The organism is Anabaenopsis arnoldii, from assembly GCF_028331025.1.
Taxonomy (GTDB): domain Bacteria; phylum Cyanobacteriota; class Cyanobacteriia; order Cyanobacteriales; family Nostocaceae; genus Anabaenopsis; species Anabaenopsis arnoldii.
In genome coordinates this window covers 24,522-44,452 of the sequence record NZ_JAQMUH010000187.1, presented here as the reverse complement: position 1 = coordinate 44,452, position 19,931 = coordinate 24,522, and the positions used below count along the sequence as shown (strand labels likewise).

15 protein-coding genes and 1 pseudogene are annotated in these 19,931 nt (G+C 40.5%); 10 read left to right on the top strand and 6 right to left on the bottom strand.

The genetic code is table 11. From position 1 onward, the window contains the following. Positions 1-232: 232 nt before the first annotated feature. The 4 genes from PN457_RS16865 to xth all read right to left on the bottom strand — a co-directional run bounded on the left by PN457_RS16865 (position 233) and on the right by xth (position 4,245). Entirely contained in the window at positions 233-484 is a 252-nt protein-coding gene (locus PN457_RS16865; protein WP_271734686.1) for a hypothetical protein, read from the bottom strand. A gap of 463 nt (positions 485-947) precedes the next feature. Beyond that, positions 948-2,444: a putative HlyD family type I secretion protein gene (locus PN457_RS16860; protein WP_271734685.1), complete on the bottom strand. Its 1,497-nt coding sequence runs from the start codon at positions 2,442-2,444 to the stop codon at positions 948-950. 105 nt (positions 2,445-2,549) lie between these two features. Beyond that, positions 2,550-3,425 (bottom strand): SDR family oxidoreductase, encoded by an 876-nt coding sequence (locus PN457_RS16855; protein WP_271734684.1) that lies wholly within the window; start codon positions 3,423-3,425, stop codon positions 2,550-2,552. A 37-nt stretch (positions 3,426-3,462) separates the two neighbouring features. Then, entirely contained in the window at positions 3,463-4,245 is a 783-nt protein-coding gene (gene xth, locus PN457_RS16850) for an exodeoxyribonuclease III (protein ID WP_271734683.1), read from the bottom strand. A 432-nt stretch (positions 4,246-4,677) separates the two neighbouring features. Between xth and PN457_RS16845 the strand changes: the two genes are divergently transcribed. From PN457_RS16845 to PN457_RS16825, 5 genes are all read left to right on the top strand, one after another. Beyond that, on the top strand, positions 4,678-4,965 hold the full coding sequence (locus PN457_RS16845; protein ID WP_271734682.1) for a glycosyltransferase family protein: 288 nt from the start codon (positions 4,678-4,680) through the stop codon (positions 4,963-4,965). A gap of 127 nt (positions 4,966-5,092) precedes the next feature. After that, a complete protein-coding gene (locus PN457_RS16840; protein ID WP_271734680.1) occupies positions 5,093-5,281 on the top strand; it encodes a hypothetical protein in 189 nt (62 codons plus the stop codon). Between the two features lie 68 nt (positions 5,282-5,349). After that, complete coding sequence (locus PN457_RS16835) at positions 5,350-6,381, top strand: zinc-dependent alcohol dehydrogenase (RefSeq protein ID WP_271734678.1); 1,032 nt, start codon at positions 5,350-5,352, stop codon at positions 6,379-6,381. Positions 6,382-6,556: 175 nt separating this feature from the next. Next, positions 6,557-7,219: a type II restriction-modification system restriction endonuclease gene (locus PN457_RS16830; RefSeq protein ID WP_271734677.1), complete on the top strand. Its 663-nt coding sequence runs from the start codon at positions 6,557-6,559 to the stop codon at positions 7,217-7,219. Then, on the top strand, positions 7,216-8,685 hold the full coding sequence (locus PN457_RS16825; RefSeq protein ID WP_271734676.1) for a class I SAM-dependent methyltransferase: 1,470 nt from the start codon (positions 7,216-7,218) through the stop codon (positions 8,683-8,685). The genes PN457_RS16830 and PN457_RS16825 overlap by 4 nt, the downstream gene beginning before the upstream one ends. Positions 8,686-8,779: 94 nt before the next feature. Here PN457_RS16825 and crtD read toward each other — a convergent pair whose 3' ends face one another. Beyond that, a complete protein-coding gene (gene crtD, locus PN457_RS16820) occupies positions 8,780-10,294 on the bottom strand; it encodes a C-3',4' desaturase CrtD (RefSeq protein ID WP_271734675.1) in 1,515 nt (504 codons plus the stop codon). A 162-nt stretch (positions 10,295-10,456) separates the two neighbouring features. On the opposite strand from crtD, the gene PN457_RS16815 reads away from it, so the two are divergent. Then, the gene (locus PN457_RS16815) at positions 10,457-11,731 is read left to right on the top strand and encodes a M16 family metallopeptidase (RefSeq protein ID WP_271734691.1); all 1,275 of its coding nucleotides are present in this window, start codon (positions 10,457-10,459) and stop codon (positions 11,729-11,731) included. A gap of 7 nt (positions 11,732-11,738) precedes the next feature. Further along, on the top strand, positions 11,739-12,599 hold the full coding sequence (locus PN457_RS16810) for a fructosamine kinase family protein (RefSeq protein ID WP_271734673.1): 861 nt from the start codon (positions 11,739-11,741) through the stop codon (positions 12,597-12,599). 57 nt (positions 12,600-12,656) lie between these two features. Here PN457_RS16810 and PN457_RS16805 read toward each other — a convergent pair whose 3' ends face one another. Next, a complete protein-coding gene (locus tag PN457_RS16805) occupies positions 12,657-13,523 on the bottom strand; it encodes a helix-turn-helix transcriptional regulator (protein WP_271734671.1) in 867 nt (288 codons plus the stop codon). Positions 13,524-13,620: 97 nt separating this feature from the next. On the opposite strand from PN457_RS16805, the pseudogene cas3 reads away from it, so the two are divergent. From cas3 to cas10d, 3 genes and pseudogenes are all read left to right on the top strand, one after another. After that, positions 13,621-15,806: pseudogene (gene cas3 / locus PN457_RS16800) on the top strand (type I-D CRISPR-associated helicase Cas3'). Positions 15,807-16,070: 264 nt separating this feature from the next. Next, the gene (locus PN457_RS16795) at positions 16,071-16,316 is read left to right on the top strand and encodes a hypothetical protein (protein ID WP_271734669.1); all 246 of its coding nucleotides are present in this window, start codon (positions 16,071-16,073) and stop codon (positions 16,314-16,316) included. Between the two features lie 245 nt (positions 16,317-16,561). Next, positions 16,562-19,912 carry a type I-D CRISPR-associated protein Cas10d/Csc3 gene (gene cas10d / locus PN457_RS16790; protein ID WP_271734668.1) on the top strand — a complete coding sequence of 1,117 codons (3,351 nt, stop codon included), beginning with the start codon at positions 16,562-16,564 and terminating at the stop codon, positions 19,910-19,912. Positions 19,913-19,931: the final 19 nt, after the last annotated feature.

Sequence of the window (19,931 nt, the reverse complement as noted above, 5' to 3'; positions counted from 1 at the left end):
TACCGAATTGTCACCAAAAACATTGTTTTTGGTAAATACCCCAATTGATCTGAATAAATTTAATTAAAATTAAACAAGTTACCTATAGAAAGAGAGCCGAACCTCTTTCTAGACTTTCTCCGTCAATGTGTTCTTAATGCTGATTTTATTTAGGCAACTTGTTTAAGTGGAACTACTTGATCATCACTAGTGAATCAAGAGTTAATTAAACTGCATTAAAAACACCTAATTTTTATGTAGGAGCGTTAGCAATTTGTACTTCTTTTTCGTCTTGTGCCTTGGTTTCAGATTCCGGTTGTGTTGCGCCAGTCATACTTTCTAACTGCTCATTAGTAACTTCCAGATTCACCATAGTAGTTGGTGCATTATTGAGAAACTCAACTCCAGTTGCTACCTCACGATATGGACGATTTAAGAGATAGTTGAGTAAGGCATCACGCTGTTCTTGTGTAATTAAGTATACTCTTTTTTGAACCTGTGGCATAAATAACTCCTCCTTTGTTGATACAATGACTAAAGTTTTGTTTAACTTGGTCTAACATGGAAGAATATCGCTTACTCCCCATATTCCTGATTGTACAATTTACATCAAAAGTTTTTTATTTCTAAGTAATTGTAATACTAATTTAGATTCCGAGATATGTCTTTCACAAAATTAAGGTAATTGCTGAACGATGTGGGATTATCGCTACGGATACGGATGTCGAAACTCAACAGTAGTGGTCTGGGTGTGACTATTAGGGTGGTCTAGGGTGTGTTGTCCCTGAATACAACGCATCATAGTCAATTTTAGTAGCCTTGGGACTAACGTTGATAACACACCCTACCCAAATCAAAGGTTTTTGCACTGGGGTGTACACCCCAGCCCCTTTGTAATTTACTTCGACTTGTGTGTACATGGTAGGGTGTGACTGGAAAGAAAAACTTCTGTTAGGCGTGGGATGAGCTTACCTGACTGAGAATGCTTGACTAAATCTCCGAGTTACAGGCTCAATAATAAAAGTTAAAACTGACTTTTGACGAGTGACAATTTCACCATTAGCAACCATTCCAGGAGTAAAAGCCACCTTTTCGCCCTGGACATTTATAGAATGTTGAGTTAGCTGTATTCTGGTGGGGAAAACTAAACCCAGTTCCTCATCTATAATTGCATTAGGACTAACTTGGACAACTGTACCATCAATGGTGCCAAATTCCTGAAAGGGAAAAGTTGCCATTTTCACTTTTGCAGTCATACCTGGACGAATAAAGCCAATATCACGGTTACGAACTTTAACTTCTAATAATATTTCTTCCCCTGTAGGTAAGATTGACAGTAGCTCTTCACCGGCCTGTACTGGGCCGGGGGTGGCTTTAACTTTGTAGATTGTACCTGTAACTGGGGCTTTGATAGTTTCCCCTGCTTGCTGTTTTGTTGCTTGTTCAAGTTGACCGTTGATATTGCTGAGTTCTTCTTGGCGCTGTTTGATTTGGGTTAGAATTTCACTTTGGCGCTCAGAGGCTAAACGCTGGGACTGTTGGCGAACTCCTTGATAGGCTTGTTCTGCTTGACGCATTTCTTGGGATTGGGCGGCAATCTCTCTTTTTAAGGATGCTATTCTGTCTTTAATCTCAGTTAATCTATTTTGGGCATTAATTACTTCATCCTTTGCTCTGGTCATGTCTGTATTGGCGCGATTTAATCTTTCTTGCGCCTCTAAGTAGTCAATTCTTGGTAATGCACCCGGAGCAATCAGAGTCCGGAGATTTTCTTCTCTTTCTTGAGCGATCGCCACATTTTTTTCTATTGAAATAACGACATTTTGCGCGTTAAGTAAATTAGTTTGGGCATTTTCAAAGCTGCTTTGAGCGTTGACTAGGTTTTCTTGTAAGCGCAGAGAGCGTTCTTGTATCTGTGCAATAATTGCTTGTTGGCGATTGGCTTCTGCTTGGGTGACAGCTTGACGTGCTTGGTAATCTGCAAGGCGGGATGCTAAAAGTTCATCTTGTAGTTTTGTCCCAGTATCTGTAGTACCAATGCGTTCGGCTTCTAAGCGCTGTAAGTCTTGGGAGATTAATTTTGCTGATTGGGTGAGGCGATTAACATCTGTTTGCTTCAATTCTGGGTCACGTTGAATCAAAACTTGATCTTTAATAACGTGATCGCCCTCTTGTACCTTGACTTTGACAATAGAGCCTCCAGTTAAAGATGTTACTGGTCGCACCTGTGTAGAGGCGATTAATTCCCCCGGTGCGATCGCCACTTCATCTATTTGAGAGAAATTTGCCCAGGCGATCGCTCCAAATACCACCAAGCTCAGTGTTCCTGCCAAAACCCTGGTATATAGTGGGGGCAATTCCTGTACAGCCTTACCCACTTCATAAGATAGTTGGTCTTCTGGTTTAGCAAATTGTTGTTTTGTTTGACGCGCTTGAGCAGCATTTGCGAGTAAGGAATATTTCATAAAATTTTAGATTATGGGGGAATGGGGAATGGGGAATGGGGAATGGGGAATGGGGAGTGGGAAGTTTATTCTTCCCTACTTCCTGATCTCCACTGACCCACTAATTCAAACTGCAAGATAGCGGCGCAGAAAATTCTCTAAAGTTTCTAAGTGAAAATTGAAAATCCTCTCTAAGTTAGCTATTTCATCTTTTCGACAGAAAAATTCATTGGCCAGCAATGTGCGATAAGTTCCTAGAGCTTGTTGTGCCTGGGTATTAAATAAACCCAAGGTAGACCGTAACCCATCAACAACGAATAGGGGAGAATGAATGACTAAAGGTTCCTTATTGAAGACGCGACTAAAAATGGTGGGAATATCCTCACGCAATAAAATCTCCGGACCTCCCACTGGTAATATTTGGTTGCATGCGCCCTCAACTCTGACTGAATCCACTACTATTCTGGCTAAATCATCGGTACTAACAACCGAACTACGGTTTTTAGGATCACCAACGAGCAGATAAAAACCTGTTTCGCGAAACTGTTCTGCCAATGGTAGTAAATTCGATGCTAATCCAGAGGGGCGTAAAATTGTGTAATTCAAGCCACTAGCTTCTAAATATTTTTCTACTGCTCTTTTAGCTTTGAACACGGGAGCATCTTCATAGCCTCGTTCGGCTCCTAATACTGAGATAAAGACAAAGTGCTTAACTTCATTAGCTTTTGCCTGATCAATGAGTTCAATGTTGGCGCGATAATCCAAATGGAGGGAGTCACTATCAGAACCGTGGGCGCTGATAATGTAATCCACACCGCGACAAGCTTTTGCAATATCCTGGTCTTGTCGCAAATCACCGATGAAGATTTCTGCTCCTCGGTGTTCTAACTCGTTATAACGGGAAGTGAGGCGGACAAATGCTCTCACTGACTTTTCTTGTAAGCGTAGGAGTCGCACTACTCGGCGACCAATTCCTCCCGTTGCTCCAGTTACCAGAAACATAAGGATTTTGGGTGATGAATTCCATCTACACCCTAATCTAAAATTCGACAATTACAGGAGTGTGGTCGCTAGGTTGGGGCAATTTTCTGGGGGTAGGGTCAATGATGCAGCTTTTGGCGCGTTCATAGAGTATTGGGGTGAGATAATGATGGTCAATTCGCCAACCCATATTGCGCCTAAAAGCTGCGGCGCGATAGTCCCACCAACTATAGTGTCCTCCTTGGGTGGTAAACTTACGAAAGGCATCAGCAAACCCCAAATCTAAGATATCTCGTAAAGACTGGCGCTCTGGTTCGGATGCCATGATATGATTGTCTGTACTAGCTTTTTCATGAATGTCTTCGGCAGCTAAGGCAATGTTGAAGTCACCACACATACAGAGTGCAGGTTGTGAAAGTAAAAGGGTGTGTAAATACTCCCTTAGTACCGTCAGCCAGCGCAGCTTAAGCTCGTATTTTTCGCTGCCCACGGCCGAACCATTGGGGACATAGACATTTACAATCCGAATACCATCAATGACTCCTGTAATCACGCGCTTCTGCACATCCCATACTGGGTCAATATTGGGTAGAATTGGTGTGAAACCGGCGGTAATATTGCTAAGTGGTTGACGACTAATCATCGCTACACCATTATAAGCTTTTTGTCCCGAAAAATAAGTATGATAGCCCAATTCTTCTAAAGGCGATCGCGGAAAGTCCGCATCTACAACTTTTGTTTCCTGTAAACAGAGGACATCAATGGGATTTTCCCTTAACCAAAATATCACCTGTTCCAGGCGAGTGCGAATTGAGTTTACATTCCAAGTGGCAATTTTCATTTTCTTATGGAAAAAAATATTAATTTTTGATTAGTTTTGGCAGGAATTATTTTACATGACTCTAGTTAATCTATTTTGGTTAACTTATGGTTAATAAAAATTACAAATATCTGAGATTTTTAGTATGAATAGCTACACCAAATATTATTCTGTAACTGCCAATACAAAAAATACTAACTATGGCATGATCCCCAAGGTAGATGCAACCAGTCTCAATTCAGGTATATTCTAAAGACATGGCTGCTAATTAGCCATTGTTGATCTGGGAAACTCTCTTGGTAATGGTTAATTATACCCTTAACTAACATCGGCTTCCCAAAGGTTAATGCGGTCAATTTATATCAGAAAAAGTAAGTACGAATTTTCTGTTTTGAGAAGCTGATGTAAATACTTATTCTGAGTAATTCTTCACCACGTAAACCGAAACAACTGATGAAGATCGCTCAACTCGTTCCCCGAAGGGAAAGAGTTCCGCTTTGGTATCAACTCCCACCGCCCACATCTTGCACAATCCTTATTATCCGAGATACTCAAAAAGTATTTACCTACTATCGCCAGCAACCTTATGTCAGTATTAGCAAAGCCGGTCAGCGAATTAAACTTAACTATGTCGCTACTTATAAAGGTATAGAAGCTCAGGATTATCCCTTCATAGTCCAACCAGAAAAATCCTATTATCTGGCGTTTTTAGGCCGCTTTTGTGTTGGAAAAGGGTCTTAAACAGGTGATCGCCATTGCTAAACAAACTGGTTGGCCTTTGAAAATAGTTATTTAGATACAGATCAGCTCAGATTTTAACTAAAAATTTTTTTCCAACTTTTAAACAACTTTACTTGAGGAGGATCCTATGAATATGATGTCTAACATCTGTCCGTGTTGCGGTGGTTCCCTCCTGCGTCATATCCGTCATAATGAATTGTATTGGTTTTGCCAATCCTGTCGCCAAGAGATACCTATGTTAACTGTAGCTCGTGTGGTTCGTACGACCGGTGAAACTCACCATGAGGCTGTACCTCAAACTACACTCAGAGACTAGGGAGAATTTCTCATTGTCTGCCACAATCTGATAAAATCAAGTGTAAATAACTAATTAGGTTCCAAGCTGTGTTAGCAGCATTACTCTACGGTCAAGAAGATTTACGCTTAGAACAGGTGGCTGAACCCACCCCCACCACTGGTGAAGTGGTGATGAAAGTGGGTGTAGCAACCACCTGCGGTACAGATTTAAAGGTTTGGCGGCGTGGTGGCCATGCCAAAATGCTGCAACTCCCCACCTTGTTTGGTCATGAGGCTGCAGGGGAAATTGTGGCTGTGGGTGCTGGTGTGAGAGATTGGCAAGTTGGCGATCGCATTGTCGCTAATAATTCCGCACCATGCATGAAATGCTTTTTTTGTCAACGACAGGAGTATTCTTTATGTCCTAATATCACCTGGAATAATGGCACTTTTGCGGAATATCTGAAAATCCCTGCGGCAATAGTACAATATAATATGTTCAGGGTTCCCGATGAGTTGCCTTTATCCTTAGCATCTATGACCGAACCTTTAGCCTGTGTTTTGCATGGTGTGGCTCGTTCTGATGTCAAACCCCATGACCGGGTGGTTGTGTTGGGAGATGGGGCGATTGGGTTGATGTTTGTGGCTGTATTAGCTCAGACATCACAAGTTATCCTGTGGGGAGGTAATGACCACAGACTGAAAATAGGTCAACAACTGGGAGCAACACACACATTTAATTATCATCACATCCCCGATATTCCCGGTGTAGTGAAAGAACTTACTCAGGGATGGGGTGCTGATGTGGTAATTGAAGCTACTGGGGTGCCAACTGTCTGGGAAACCGCCATCACTTGCGCCCGTCCTGGTGCAACTGTGAATTTATTCGGTGGTTGTCCCCGAGACACAACTATTACAGTTGACACAGAAAAGTTACATTATAGTGAATTGACCTTAAAAGGGGTATTTCATAATACACCGGAATATGTGCGGGCAGCCCTTTCACTCATAGCTAGTGGTAAAATACCTTTTGAATTGTTAATCAGTCAAGAGCGATCGCTACAAGACCTAGAACAGGTGTTTTACCAGATGAAAGCCCGTGAGGTGATTAAAGTGGCTATGATTCCTGGTCTTCCCTAAGACAAACCTATATTTGATAGGTAAAATTTATCACTTATATTGTTTTGGCAGTAGCACAACAGTCAAAGTAGGTAGGCGGGGTTGTCAGGATAGCCACACCACAAGATTTATGATATTAGGATATTTACTGGATCGACCAGAAATGCCGTAATTAATATTGTTTTTTGCTTCAACCATGAAAATTTTGACCATAGAAACCCTATGTACTGAAGCTGCAGTGTTTTCAGTCGCTGAGTCTAGACACCCAGAACCATTACTTTACGGTGTTACTGATGGGAAAGCAATTGGAACATATCTAGAGCAGAAATTTAAGCTCTATCTCAAACAGAAGTATGATTTTGTTCAGGGTAATTCAGCTAGTGGTATTGACTTTCCCCAGTTATTAGTTGATATTAAAGTCACAAGCATTAAACAACCACAGTCATCGTGTCCTTATAAATCTGCAAGACAAAAGATTTTTGGACTGGGATATGGACTAATCATCTTTGTTTATGATAAGACAGACAACAGTACAAATCAGACTGCAAATTTAAATATTCAGCACACAATTTACGTCAGTACAGAAAGAACGGCAGATTTTCAGATGACTCGTGGAATTCGGAGCATCTTGGAAAATCAAGGTAATAAAGATGACTTGATTGCTTTTATGTATGATAGAAATTTGCCTGTTGATGAAATTGAAGCATCTAACATCGCAGACGAAATCCTGCTTAACCCTCCCTTGCAAGGATTTTTAACTATTTCTAATGCCTTGCAATGGCGACTACAATATGGAAGAGTTATTGAGCGTGCTGGACAAGAAAAAGGCATAGTTGCTGTTTACAGGGCTAACCAATGATTCAGACTGGTGATCAGACAAAAATAGAATATGGAGATTTCCAAACCCCGGTGGAACTCGCTCAAGAAGTATGTCAGCAGTTGATAGAAATTGGTGTTAATCCAGATGTGATTATTGATCCTACTTGCGGAGTTGGTAATTTTATTAAGACTGCTGCACGTTTATTTCCATCAACTAAAAAGATTATTGGAGTAGAGATAAACTCAGATTATTTACAGAATGCACACACGGAAAAACTATTTTTAGAAGATAACAGGATTGAGCTTAAAAATGCCAACTTCTTTGAGTTTAATTGGTTATCATATGTAAATAAATTGCATGGAAAAATTCTCGTGCTTGGTAATTTTCCCTGGGTGACTAGTTCGCAACAGGGAGGAATTGGTGGCACAAACCTACCCAAAAAAAGTAATTTTCAAAATCACAGAGGCTTGGACGCTATAACTGGTAAGAGTAACTTTGATATTTCCGAATGGATGCTAATTCAGTCTATACAATGGCTACAAGGGCGTAATGCTTACCTAGCAATGCTTTGCAAAACTTCCGTTTCCAGAAAGTTATTGGGCTACCTTTATTCTAATAATCTTAATTTGGCTGACTGTGCAAGTTATAGCATAGATACAAAAAAGTATTTTGATGCATCTGTGGACGCCTGTCTATTCTTCTGTAAATTTGATTCAACCTCTAAAAACTACTGCTGTAATGTATTTAGTAGTTTGAGAAGCTCAGAATATTATACAATAGGTTATCGCCATAATCTCCTCATAAGAGATATAGTTTCTTTTGAAAAATTCAGTCAACTATATGATGTCAATCATCAAAAGAAATGGCGTTCTGGGATTAAACATGATTGCTCGAATGTCATGGAGTTGCGTAAAAATAATAATATTTTTGTAAATGGACTAGGAGAAACTGTTGATATTGAAGAAACTTATGTGTTTCCTTTAATTAAAGGTTCGGATGTGGCTCAAAATCGTATAAAAAATACTGATCGATATCTCCTAGTGACTCAGAAATTTGTTGGTGAATCAACTGACTCTATAAAACATTTAGCTCCTAAAACCTGGAGTTATTTAGAGTCTCATGCAAGTTATTTAGATAACCGCAAGAGTAAAATATACAAAAGTAATCCCAAGTTTTCTATCTTTGGTGTTGGTGCGTATACTTTTGAACCTTGGAAAATTGCAATTTGTGGTCTTTATAAGAGGTTAGAATTTCGGTTAATTAGCCATATAGTTAGTAAGCCTGTCGTTTTTGATGATACTGTTTACTTCCTGAGTTTTGATAATGAGGAGACTGCACACAAGACCTTTGATATGTTGAGTTCTCCATCGGTAATCAAGTTTTATTCATCTCTGATTTTTTGGGATGAAAAGCGACCAATTAAGTCCAGCATCTTAAACAGCTTAAACCTAACACTTGTAATGGAAAAGTTGGATGCAAAATACCTAAAAATGACAAGACTATGAGCAGGGACTGGAATTAGATATGTTGGTTTTTGCAATTCAACCACAGATGAACACAGATACGTAATGTTAACTTCTAACTAGAAATCTGTTAATTCTAAAATTCCGCCTGAATTTGTCTAACTACTGTCAGCGCTGAGTAACTGACCCCAGCTGTGCCTTCTCCTGGATGAGTCGAGTCACCAACTAACCATAAATTCTGGATGGGTGTACGATTGGCAAAACCAAAGGGGCCAAAGGTGGGTATTCTTTGACCAATACCACCAACCATACCCCGATCGCGCCCTGTGTAATGAGCAAAGGTGCGGGGTGTAGCAGCTTCTACATGAATAATGGTTTCTGGTTTGAGGTAGAAATATTGGCCAAGACGAGCGATCGCATCTTCTGTATACTGTTGTTTTAACTGTTGATAATTCTCACCTTGCCACCAGGGTGTAGGATCGACAAATGATGAAGCGATAATTGTGGCTTTACCTTCGGGAGCGCGTCCATCTCCGGGGTGACTCACGGAAACAAACAAAGAATTATTTTCACCAATCGGGCCGTTAACATCATACAAAAATTGTAAATGGGGGGGACAACCGGGGGGAATAGCACTTATATCTACCCCTAAATAAACCACAAAAGCTCCCGAAGCTGGGGGTAATTTTTCCACACGCTTTTGATAACCAGCAGGGGCTTTTTCTCCCAATAGTTGCACTAAATTTTGCACTGTGACGTTAGCAACTACATGATCTACTACTTCTGTCCAGACTTCACCTGTTTTCTGGTTTCTAATGACTACAGCATTGGCTTGATCATTTTTTACCTGAATTTGTTCCACAGTATGGCGCATTAATAACTTACCACCATCTCGTTCTAAGGATGTCACCAGGCGATCGCTGAGTACCTGCATACTACCCTGGAGATGGAATAATCCTTGGGGTAATTGAGAGACACTCAACGCCGTTGCAGCATAGAGTAAAGCTGTCTCCTCCGCACTCACCTGGGAATACAGTTTTAATTGCAAATCTAAAAACGTCCTCAGACGCTGGTCCTTACCCAGTCCATAAAACCTTAAAGCATCACCCACAGTAAATAATGTATAGGGTACTGTAATGAATGTACTAGGACGCACCGCTTGAGCTAGTTGCCATAAATCCCACAAATTACGCGGTGGTAATACTGGGTCACGCCCTTGAAATTGCCAACTAGCCTCAAATAACACAGACATCATCTGCCAAAAAGGTTCGCTACCGGGAAACTGTCTTTGGCGTTCCTCTTGCCATTTCTGGGGGTCACGCCAAACATTAATCGGTGTACTTTCTCCGGGTAAATACACAGCACAAGCAGGATCACAGGGTGTCGCATCTGGTAAGTCTATAGCTAATTCCGAGAATATGCGGTGATGAATTCCCCCCGGTTCTAACCCAGCAACCTGAGTCGCCCCCACATCAAAGGTAAATCCTTGACGTTTAAATGTAGAAGCACAACCCCCCGGAACTAAGGCCTGGTCGAGAACTAAAACACTGTAACCCCGATGGGCCAATAAAGCCGCCGCAGTCAGTCCGCCTATACCTGCACCAATAACAGCAACGCGGGATTTAGTTTTGTGACTAGAAATATTGGTCATTGATATTTATCTTTATAATTCTTAATATTACTACTTATAATTTTACTTCATCTGCGAAAAAAAAGCCGCGTGAAATTCATCACCTAAACAGTTTCCTCAAGATACAGATGAAAATTAGTAGATAAGATGAAAGAGTAAAAAGCTGTGACTCTCCTACCACCCATGACCTCAACTCTGGCAAAATTCCCTCGGATAAACGCACCCACACTCCACCAATTACCCAATGGTTTAACCATAGTCGCAGAGCAAATGCCAGTAGAAGCTGTAAATCTCAGCTTGTGGATCAAAGTAGGCTCGGCGGTAGAATCTCATAGGATTAATGGCATGGCTCACTTTTTAGAGCATATGGTTTTTAAAGGCACCGACCGATTAGCAAGCGGTGAGTTTGAACGTCGAATTGAAGAACGGGGTGCTGTGACTAATGCAGCCACTAGCCAAGATTACACTCATTACTACATAACCACTGCTCCCAAAGACTTTGTAGAGCTAGCGCCATTACAAATAGATGTAGTCCTTAATGCCAGTATTCCTGACGATGCCTTTGAACGGGAGCGTTTAGTGGTTTTAGAAGAAATTCGCCGTTCTGAAGATAATCCCCAGCGGCGGACATTCAGAAGAGCAATGGAGACGGCTTTTGAGCATTTACCTTATCGCCGTCCAGTATTGGGACCAGAAGGGGTAATTTCTCAACTGCAAGCCCAACAAATGCGCGACTTTCACGCAACTTGGTATCAACCCCAGTCGATTACCGCTGTGGCTGTGGGTAATTTACCCGTAGAAGAATTAATTGCAACTGTAGCTGAGGGATTTAGTCATAGTCAACACAGAACAATTAATACTCAAGAGTTAAGAGTTAATCCTGAACCTGCGTTTACAGAAATTGTGCGTCGGGAATTTGTCGATGACAGTCTTCAGCAAGCACGTTTAGTCATGGTGTGGCGGGTTCCAGGGTTGGGACAGCTAGATGATATTTATGGGTTGGATGTTTTGGCGGGTATTTTGGGACATGGACGCACATCCAGACTGGTGCGAGATTTGCGGGAAGAACGGGGACTGGTAAGTTCTATTAGTGTTAGTAATATGACTAATCAGTTACAAGGGACATTCTATATTACCGCTAAATGTGCTGTGGAAAATTTACAAGCTGTGGAGGAGGCGATCGCCCAACATATCCGTATACTACATACAGAGTTAGTTTCAGAAGCAGAAATTGGTCGGGTGCGGCGGCGGGTAGCCAATAGGTATATATTTGGTAACGAAACCCCAAGCGATCGCGCTGGTTTATATGGTTACTATCAATCTATGATAGGAAAGTTAGAACCTGCTTTTAATTATCCCTATCATATTCAATCGCAAGATACCACTGACTTAATGCGATCGGCAAAACAGTATCTTTCTCCCGATGCTTATGGGGTAGTGATCTTAAAACCCTACTAATTTCAAAATGTGGACTGAAATTGATACCCATATTAGCCAAGTCACCGGCAAAAAATTTCAAACTCAGCGCCAGCGAGGTGTTAGTGGTGGCTGTATTAATCAAGGTTATGCTATTTCTGATAGAGATTTAACTTACTTTGTGAAGCTAAATCAAGCATCTCAAGTGGGGATGTTTGAAGCTGAGGCCCTGGGCTTACAGGAAATACTAGTTACAAATACCATTCTTGTACCTCAACCCATTTGTTGGGGTACTGCTGGTAACTATAGCTACCTTGTCTTGGAATGGCTGGAAATGGGAGGCGGTAACGGTAAATGGGAAGAAATGGGGCGCAAACTAGCCGCGATGCACAAAGCCATTAGTAGTAAAGGTTTTGGATGGAAAATTAATAATACTATCGGTTCCACACCTCAAATCAACAGTTGGACGGGAGACTGGGCAGAATTTTATACCAAATATCGTTTAAATTATCAATTTCAATTAGCTAGGCGACGGGGGGGTAGTTTTCCTCAACAAGATGGACTACTGGCGGCTATTCCTGATTTATTAGCCGGTCATCAAGTAGAACCATCCTTAGTACATGGTGATTTATGGGGTGGGAATGCTGGTTTTACTGTGTTAGGAGAACCTGTGATATTTGACCCAGCTACTTATTTTGGCGATCGAGAAGTTGACATTGCCATGACAGAATTATTTGGTGGGTTTCCCCCTGGGTTTTACCAAGGTTATAACCAAGTGTTTCCTTTACAGCCAGGTTATCAGCAAAGAAAAACCCTCTATAACCTCTATCACATTCTCAATCACTTCAATTTATTTGGCGGTGGTTATGGTTCTCAAGCCAATCGGATGATTGCGCAGATTTTAGGATAAATTTCACTGGAGAGTCGAAGACCGCTGAAGGTGGGGATGATGTTATGGGAGTGGGATTTAACTTGTGGTTTCAATATCGTATAACTTGCAGAGGTTGCGAACTTTTTCCTTGAGGCGATCGCGCACATTCTCAGGTAGAATTACTACACAGTCTGGACCGTATTGCATCACCTCCCGGCTAAACCAAAAGGTATTTGATACCGTCCTCACAACTCGGCGAACCCCTGGCTGATCTGCTAACCATTCATTGATGTGATCTTCCGGTTTTGCTTGATAACCAAAAGCCAAGCCGCCAAATATATGTATTTCCACCTCTATTGTATCTAACTGAGAATGCCAATTACCAGGGATGGAGGTTACAGCCGCATCTGTAATTCTATCTAAGCGTAAAGTCCAGTTATGAATCAGCTCAGGGATATCAGAGTTTCCTTCTGTTTCCTCACACCAGCAGTTAAGATATTGGCGCTTTTCCTGGGGGGTAATCCGAGCATGGCGCACCGTAAAATTCAGTACGCGCCCTGCTGCATCTTGGTAGGAAAGCTGAAATGGTTGCTGTCGCAGGATGTAGTTATCTATTTGTAACCGCCAAGGTGGGGGGAGATTTTCTAAAAAAGCTTGTATTTCCGTCCGCAATGGTACTGACAGTTCGCTGCGTTCTAGAAGCAAGTTAGCAATAATTTGGGCTTGTTCTACTTGTCCAATGTCGGTTAATGCACCTATACACCGATGTAATGCTCGAATCCTGTCTTCTGTCCAATTGTTATTGTTACCAATGCGTAACTTACGTTGGGCTATGGCTTCTATGAGCTTGGATATGTTCGGGCGATTTCCCCACATCATACCAAATTGCAGAGCTATGGCTTCCAGTTCTGCTTTATCCCGCTCCTTTAAAGACAGAGTTATAGACTGACCTTTCCGACTCATATTTGTACGGACACTTTTATCCAGATATATCTTGCTAACATCTATTTTGCATGGCATGATCAGAAATAACAACAGTTTACGGACACTATTTAAGTGAATGTCGGCAGATTGGAAAATTACTCTCAAGCCTGTTTATTCTCAAACCGTCCCCACACCTGACGGCGTGAAATTACCTGAAAATTGGTCACTTTCTTGGCATCAATTAGCTACCTTAGAAGCACTACGGGATTCAAATATTGACGTAGTGTTCAACACAGCCATGACAGGGGACGGTAAAAGTTTAGCGGCTTATTTAGAAGTGATTCAAGGTCAATCTTCCGCCATTGGACTTTACCCAACTAACGAACTTGCACGAGACCAAGAAACACAAATTAGAGGATATATTGCCCAACTTCAACCAGAAAATGAGCCGCGTGTAGCCAAATTAAGCGGGGCTGACTTAGAAATCTATGCTGAAAATGAAGGACTAAAAAAAGCGGCCGCGATTGCAACTCTCGCAAATCAAAGAGAAGTATTACTGACTAATCCTGATATCTTTCACTATTTGCATAGAGGTGCTTATATAAGTCCGGTTGATAGCCCAGATAAATTATGGGGTAGCATTGATAAAGATTTTGGCTTATTTATTTTTGATGAATTTCATGTTTTTACAGCCCCCCAAATTGCCAGTGTAATTAACACAATGTTGTTAATTCGCTGTACAAATCGGCGTAAAAAATTTCTCTTTCTCTCAGCTACACCAGATCCAAACTTAATTAGCAGACTGCAACAGGCAGGATTTCGCTGTCAATTTATCAATCCCATTGCCGAAAATAAATATCAATTTCCTGCCACACAACAAGAAAAACAGCAACTACAAACACAGGGCTGGCGACAGGTAGCCAGAACAATAACCCTCAATTTTATTCCTTTAGAACCTAGTTCTAAAGCTTCGGAAAATTGGCTCAAAGAAAATAGGGAGTTAATTTTATCTCAGTTTAAAAATTATCCTGGTAGTAAAGGAGCAATTATTCTCAACTCCATTGCAACAGTCAAGCGTTTAACGGCATTTTTTCAGGAATTTTTGCAACCTTATGATCTAACAGTAGGAGAAAATACAGGGCTTTCTGGAAAGGAAATAAAAGAACGCAGTCTCATGGCTGATTTAGTTATCGGTACCAGCACAATTGATGTAGGGGTTGATTTTAAAATCAATTTTCTGATGTTTGAATCATCAGATGCAGGTAATTTTATTCAACGGTTGGGGCGGTTAGGTAGACATGATGGCTATGAGAAAGATGGTCAAATGATTAAGTTTAACCACTTTACAGCTTTTGCTCTTGTGCCTAACTTTTTAGGAGAACGTTTATTTCAGGGAGATTCACCACCCTTACAGGTAGATGGTACGTATGAGCGCCCATTTTTTCACAGCATAATTAATGATAACTATAGAAAAATCAATGATTTTAATGGTTATTATCGCCGCTGGGGTACTGTACAATCATTTTGGCTATGTTACCAATTGAGCGATCGCACAATTAAACAACAGTATGCCCAAAGCCGACAACAATTTCAAACAGCCTGTGAGCAAGTATTTAACAACAGCCTCAAATCCATAGCTGAAGATATTAAGCAATGGGCGGGAGACTGGAAAGCAATCTCAGGTAAATCAGGTAATCCCATTGCTGAAGAAGCTGCTAGTTTTCGGGGTTCTAGTCCCTTGCAATGTGGGTTGTATGACTTAACGGAAGAAAACCCAGCAGACAGGTTTAAAACCTACGATTTACCAGGTATTTTGAGCAATTTAGACATTGAAATGTGGACAGAGGCAGGATTTATGCGGACACTCGCAGAAACCGCACAACGCACAGAGCAACCCATAGCCAAAGGTAGATTTGCTCATTGTCTCGCATTTATTAAGTTGCGTTCCTACCGTGAGGAACGACTGAACTGGAAATTTACCTATCCGGGAGACTTACAACCAATAGCGGAGACTGGGAAAGTTCAGGTTTTAACTGGGGTGGAAATTTCCCAACCCGACAATAAATGGATCAGTGCAATTAACAAACGCCTGAAAACACAGGGTTTAGTTGCTGACATCATTCGTAGACCCGTGTCAGAAGTGCGGATGCGGTTACGACTACCAATGCACTTTCAGATTTACCCCATTTGCGACCAGTACAGCGTTCATGATGCTACTGCACCTTATGCGATCGCTTTTGGTCAGTCAGCACTGTTGCTAGATACCCTCACCTATACGCCCATAACTTGAAAAGCAAAGGAGATGAAATATGGATTGTTTAAGGTTTCTATCCCTGATAGGGATTGTTGAGAAAAAAAGCTTACGGTTTTAAGCACAGACTTATTCTTTTCAATCCCTAATAGGGATTAATTAAGTGGTTACGTGCTCGTAAAGCTTTATCTGATGGAAGTATTTCATAGTCAGGTTGAATATGTCAAGAGCTTTTAGTGTTGAATACGTCTAAGCTTATTAAAATCAGAAAAATTCCTTGACAACAGGTTTCGTTTTATGTAGGTTCAAAACTATACAAATGCTGATGCGTAAATATGTCCAGTATTTGGGCTGCCATGACCATAGGTGTTAAGGAGTATGATATGCCCGTCAAATTAAAAAACCTTGAGAAATTAATTGCAATTCTTAAGGATGGTAAATGGCATTCTAGCGATGAGCTAGCAGCAAATGTGAGTTTCCGATTTGGACACACCATATTTGAAGCTCGTAGAAAAGGCTACCTAATTGAAAAAAAACAAGTTGCTCATAACCAATTTGAATATAGGTTATTAACCGAGTAACCAATGTCATAGACTATCCGATAATTTCTCTACAAGAGGAAAGCACCAGCTTGCGGTATTAAGCTCAGGCGTAAGCAATCTTAATCCCCAACAGCTTGGCTGATGCTTGAATAAGTCACTTAAAAAGCCACATCTTAAGACAGTAAGTTTTACTCCAGCTTTCCTCTTCACAAACTATAAAACCCAATCAGTAATATCTTCCTTACCTGCAACCAATAATTAGTCAATTTGATTATTTGTAGATCATGAATAAAAAAACTCAAGCCATTGCAGACAATCAGCAACTAGATTTATTTGACAATCAAAATCAAGAACTAGAAGAATTAGACGATGATTTGTTTAATCAAGACTTTGGTTTTGATGGTGATTCTTCAGACCGTACCATTGAAACTCAGGGTGAATTACTCACACTTAAACTATTGCGAGAAGCAATTCAGGCGGAAAATCCTCATGACCCAGTAATGGCTGATTTCGCTGAGTATGTTTTACCCAACCTCCTAAATATAGCCATTGGTGTTACAGCCAAAGGCGGTAAATTCTTTGATGAAATTGACCACGAGCGAGCAGTAGCAGGTAAAACTAAAGTTCGGCGAGATAATGCTGCTGACCAATCATTGAATACACATTTACTCAATGGTTTATTTCCGGCTAACTTAATTGAAAAGCGGTTACAACAACTTGATACCACAGTCCGAAGACTCGTTAAAGAAAAAGAACGCCGATTAGTAATTGCAGGCTTTATTTTACATGACTTTGAAAAATTTCCCGATGTCCCAGCAGACTGTCGCCAGTTACCCGTAAAAGAACAGCGCCAAATTATTGATCAAAAAATTCACCAGTTAGGACTTGATAAGTTTATTAACCCAGATAACTGGGAAGCCTATCAGCAATATTTAGATGATTTATTGTGCATAGCTTATAATGCACAACGACGCTGGGATACTAACTGGAATTTTTCGGAATTTGGCTTAAATCCCGTTCTCGAAGATCGCACTATTAAAAGTTTGTGTTATTTAACTTGTTTGGCTGATTCCCTGGCCTCAATTGTCAAACATCCCCAAGATGCGGAACATAACCGACTCAAAGAGATTCTGCATAAATTAAGTGATGGAAAACTAAAATTTACCTATCACAGTATTGCTGAAAATAGAGGTGTTTTAACTAACGTAGTTAATAATGCTTTAATTGACGATCATACCAGTGTGAACACTTATGAAAACATTTACTATCAACCTTTACTGTATTTACCCACAGGTGTAATTTATCTAGCATTGCGTAATGCACCGCCCATTACTAAAGAAAATTTATCAGACCGTGTAGTTAATAGTATTAAGTCACTGTGTGCAGGTCAACTGCGTCTGCGACAAACAGGATTTAGTCGAGATGGTAAAGGGATGAAATATGCGGAATATTACAATTTATTCTTTGAGCATTTAGGTTTAATGCAAGTAGCTTTAGATGCTACATTAAGGATATTAAACTCTAATAAATCTTCTGTTGCTCAAAGTCGCAGTGAAAATCTGATTAAATTTCAGCAACAAAATGTTTTATCTGCTGACCATGACCTCACATTTAAAGATGATATCCGCATCGACCAAATAGCGGAATTTGGTGATTTAGTCACCCGTAAGATTTGGGAAGAGACCGTTAAGCGCATTGATGCTGCGAGAAAGAAAGATAAAAAACTACCAGCATTACCAGATTTAGACTTAACCCACAAAGTCGCGGAGTTGTGGAATTTAACAGCATATTTACCCGCAGTTCGGGAAATTCAACGCATTAACGAAAGTCTGAAGGAAAATAAGTTAAAAGGAAATACTGGGGGAGTACCTTATGAATGGTATTATTTAGCGGCTAAATATTTAGAATCTCATCCGGGGATTGAAAACATCCGCGAAATTTGTCAGCAAATTATCGATTACTTATCAACCTTGATTTCCCCGCTGATTTCTGAGTATGAATTACCCGATGGTTGGGAGGATTTAAGACTGTGGGTAAATCGCGTCGTCATGTTGCCAAATAGCAAGCAACAAGTATCACCTGTAGCTGAAAGTCAGACATTTTTAGACGAATTAAATAGTTACAATGCTGCTAAAAAATCAGGAAGAGGAAAGCAACTTATTTGCTCAATTTCTCATTCAGCTTACACCGTGACTGAGCAAATGGAATCAGCAGTTTTATTTACACCCCAAGTTTATACAAATAAACAAATGTTGGGGGGTTCCAACGCCAAGCGGAACATTTCCAGTATTGCGGGTGTGGAAATGATGCTCAGGCAAATTTTGATGAATCAAACTCAAGCAGTTGGTAAACGATTTGAAGAGGGAAAATACCGCTATCTCTATTTTTACCCAACTTATTATTTCACCCCAGAAACTAATAAGTTTTTACAGAAAGCATACAATGGTATTGCTCAAACTCGCTTTGATACTACCATACGTAATCATTTCATCAGCAAGGATTTACAGGCAAACTTAGAAAAAGCAAATTATCAAAAGGTAGATAGCTTCATCATTGATGAACATATCCAGGCTGGAAAAAACCGCACATTTAAGCTTTCTTATCCTGAAGATCAACCCTTAACATTTTATTTTATGGCACTCCCCCCAGGAAAGGATAGCACCGACACTGAATCTTGGATCATGCCGAGTTGGTTAGCCTTTGCTTTTCCCATGATTCTAGATGTAAAAACAGTGGTTTCTGAGTCGCCAATTCCACCTTTTAATGATGGTGCTGAATTTGAGGAAAGCGTTTTCTTAGATAGTGCGCCCCATGCTTTCCGTGCCTTAGTCAAAAGGGATAGATTCCGTCTTGATTACATTTTAGAAGGTTGGGAAGAAAACAGTATTGAATACCCAGCACCATTAAATGTGTTAACGGCGGCTTATGCTATTCATTTAGATGTCAACGCTAAACAAGGTAAAACTGGTTACGATGCGAATTGGGGTAAATTTGCAGAACTATCTAAGGATTTTGAAACCAGTCCTTTGTATGTTTTTGCTTATCTCAATCGCTGGGTGCGTAACCAAGGAGTAGAAACAGCCCGAATCGAAAAACTTAGGCTTTATACCTATCATTTTTACCCTTGTTTTGACCCTCATGTGAAATTTGATCAAAATATGGAGCAGTTAATTGTGGGAGAACAATCAAGCTTAAATCATCCGCAAAAATTAACAGATTTGTACCGGAAATTTTACCGCGCTAATAAGCGTTATAACCCTAAATCTAATGCTGTGTTGAAACCCATAGATATGGCATCTGAAACTATTCTTAAAGCTGAGTCTAGTGTTTTTCAGGGAGAAACATTAGTAATGGCGGTGGCTGCGGAAGTGTTTAAACTCATGGACCGTGTTCATGCTTCTACTGCTGAAGGACGTTGGGTAACTAGTAACCGTGAACAAGAACGCCAAGCTGTTGTAGATTTTTCCAGATATTTTGTTCAGGAGGTATTTGAGAAATCATTTGCAGGCGATCGCGCTCGTTTAGCAGGTCGTCAAATCAATTTAATTCGAGATACTTGTGAGTTCCTTTACCGCCTTGCAGATGACAAAGAAAACGCCGAAAAATATCCCGAAAAAGATGATGTAAATGAGTAATTAGATATTTCCATTAACC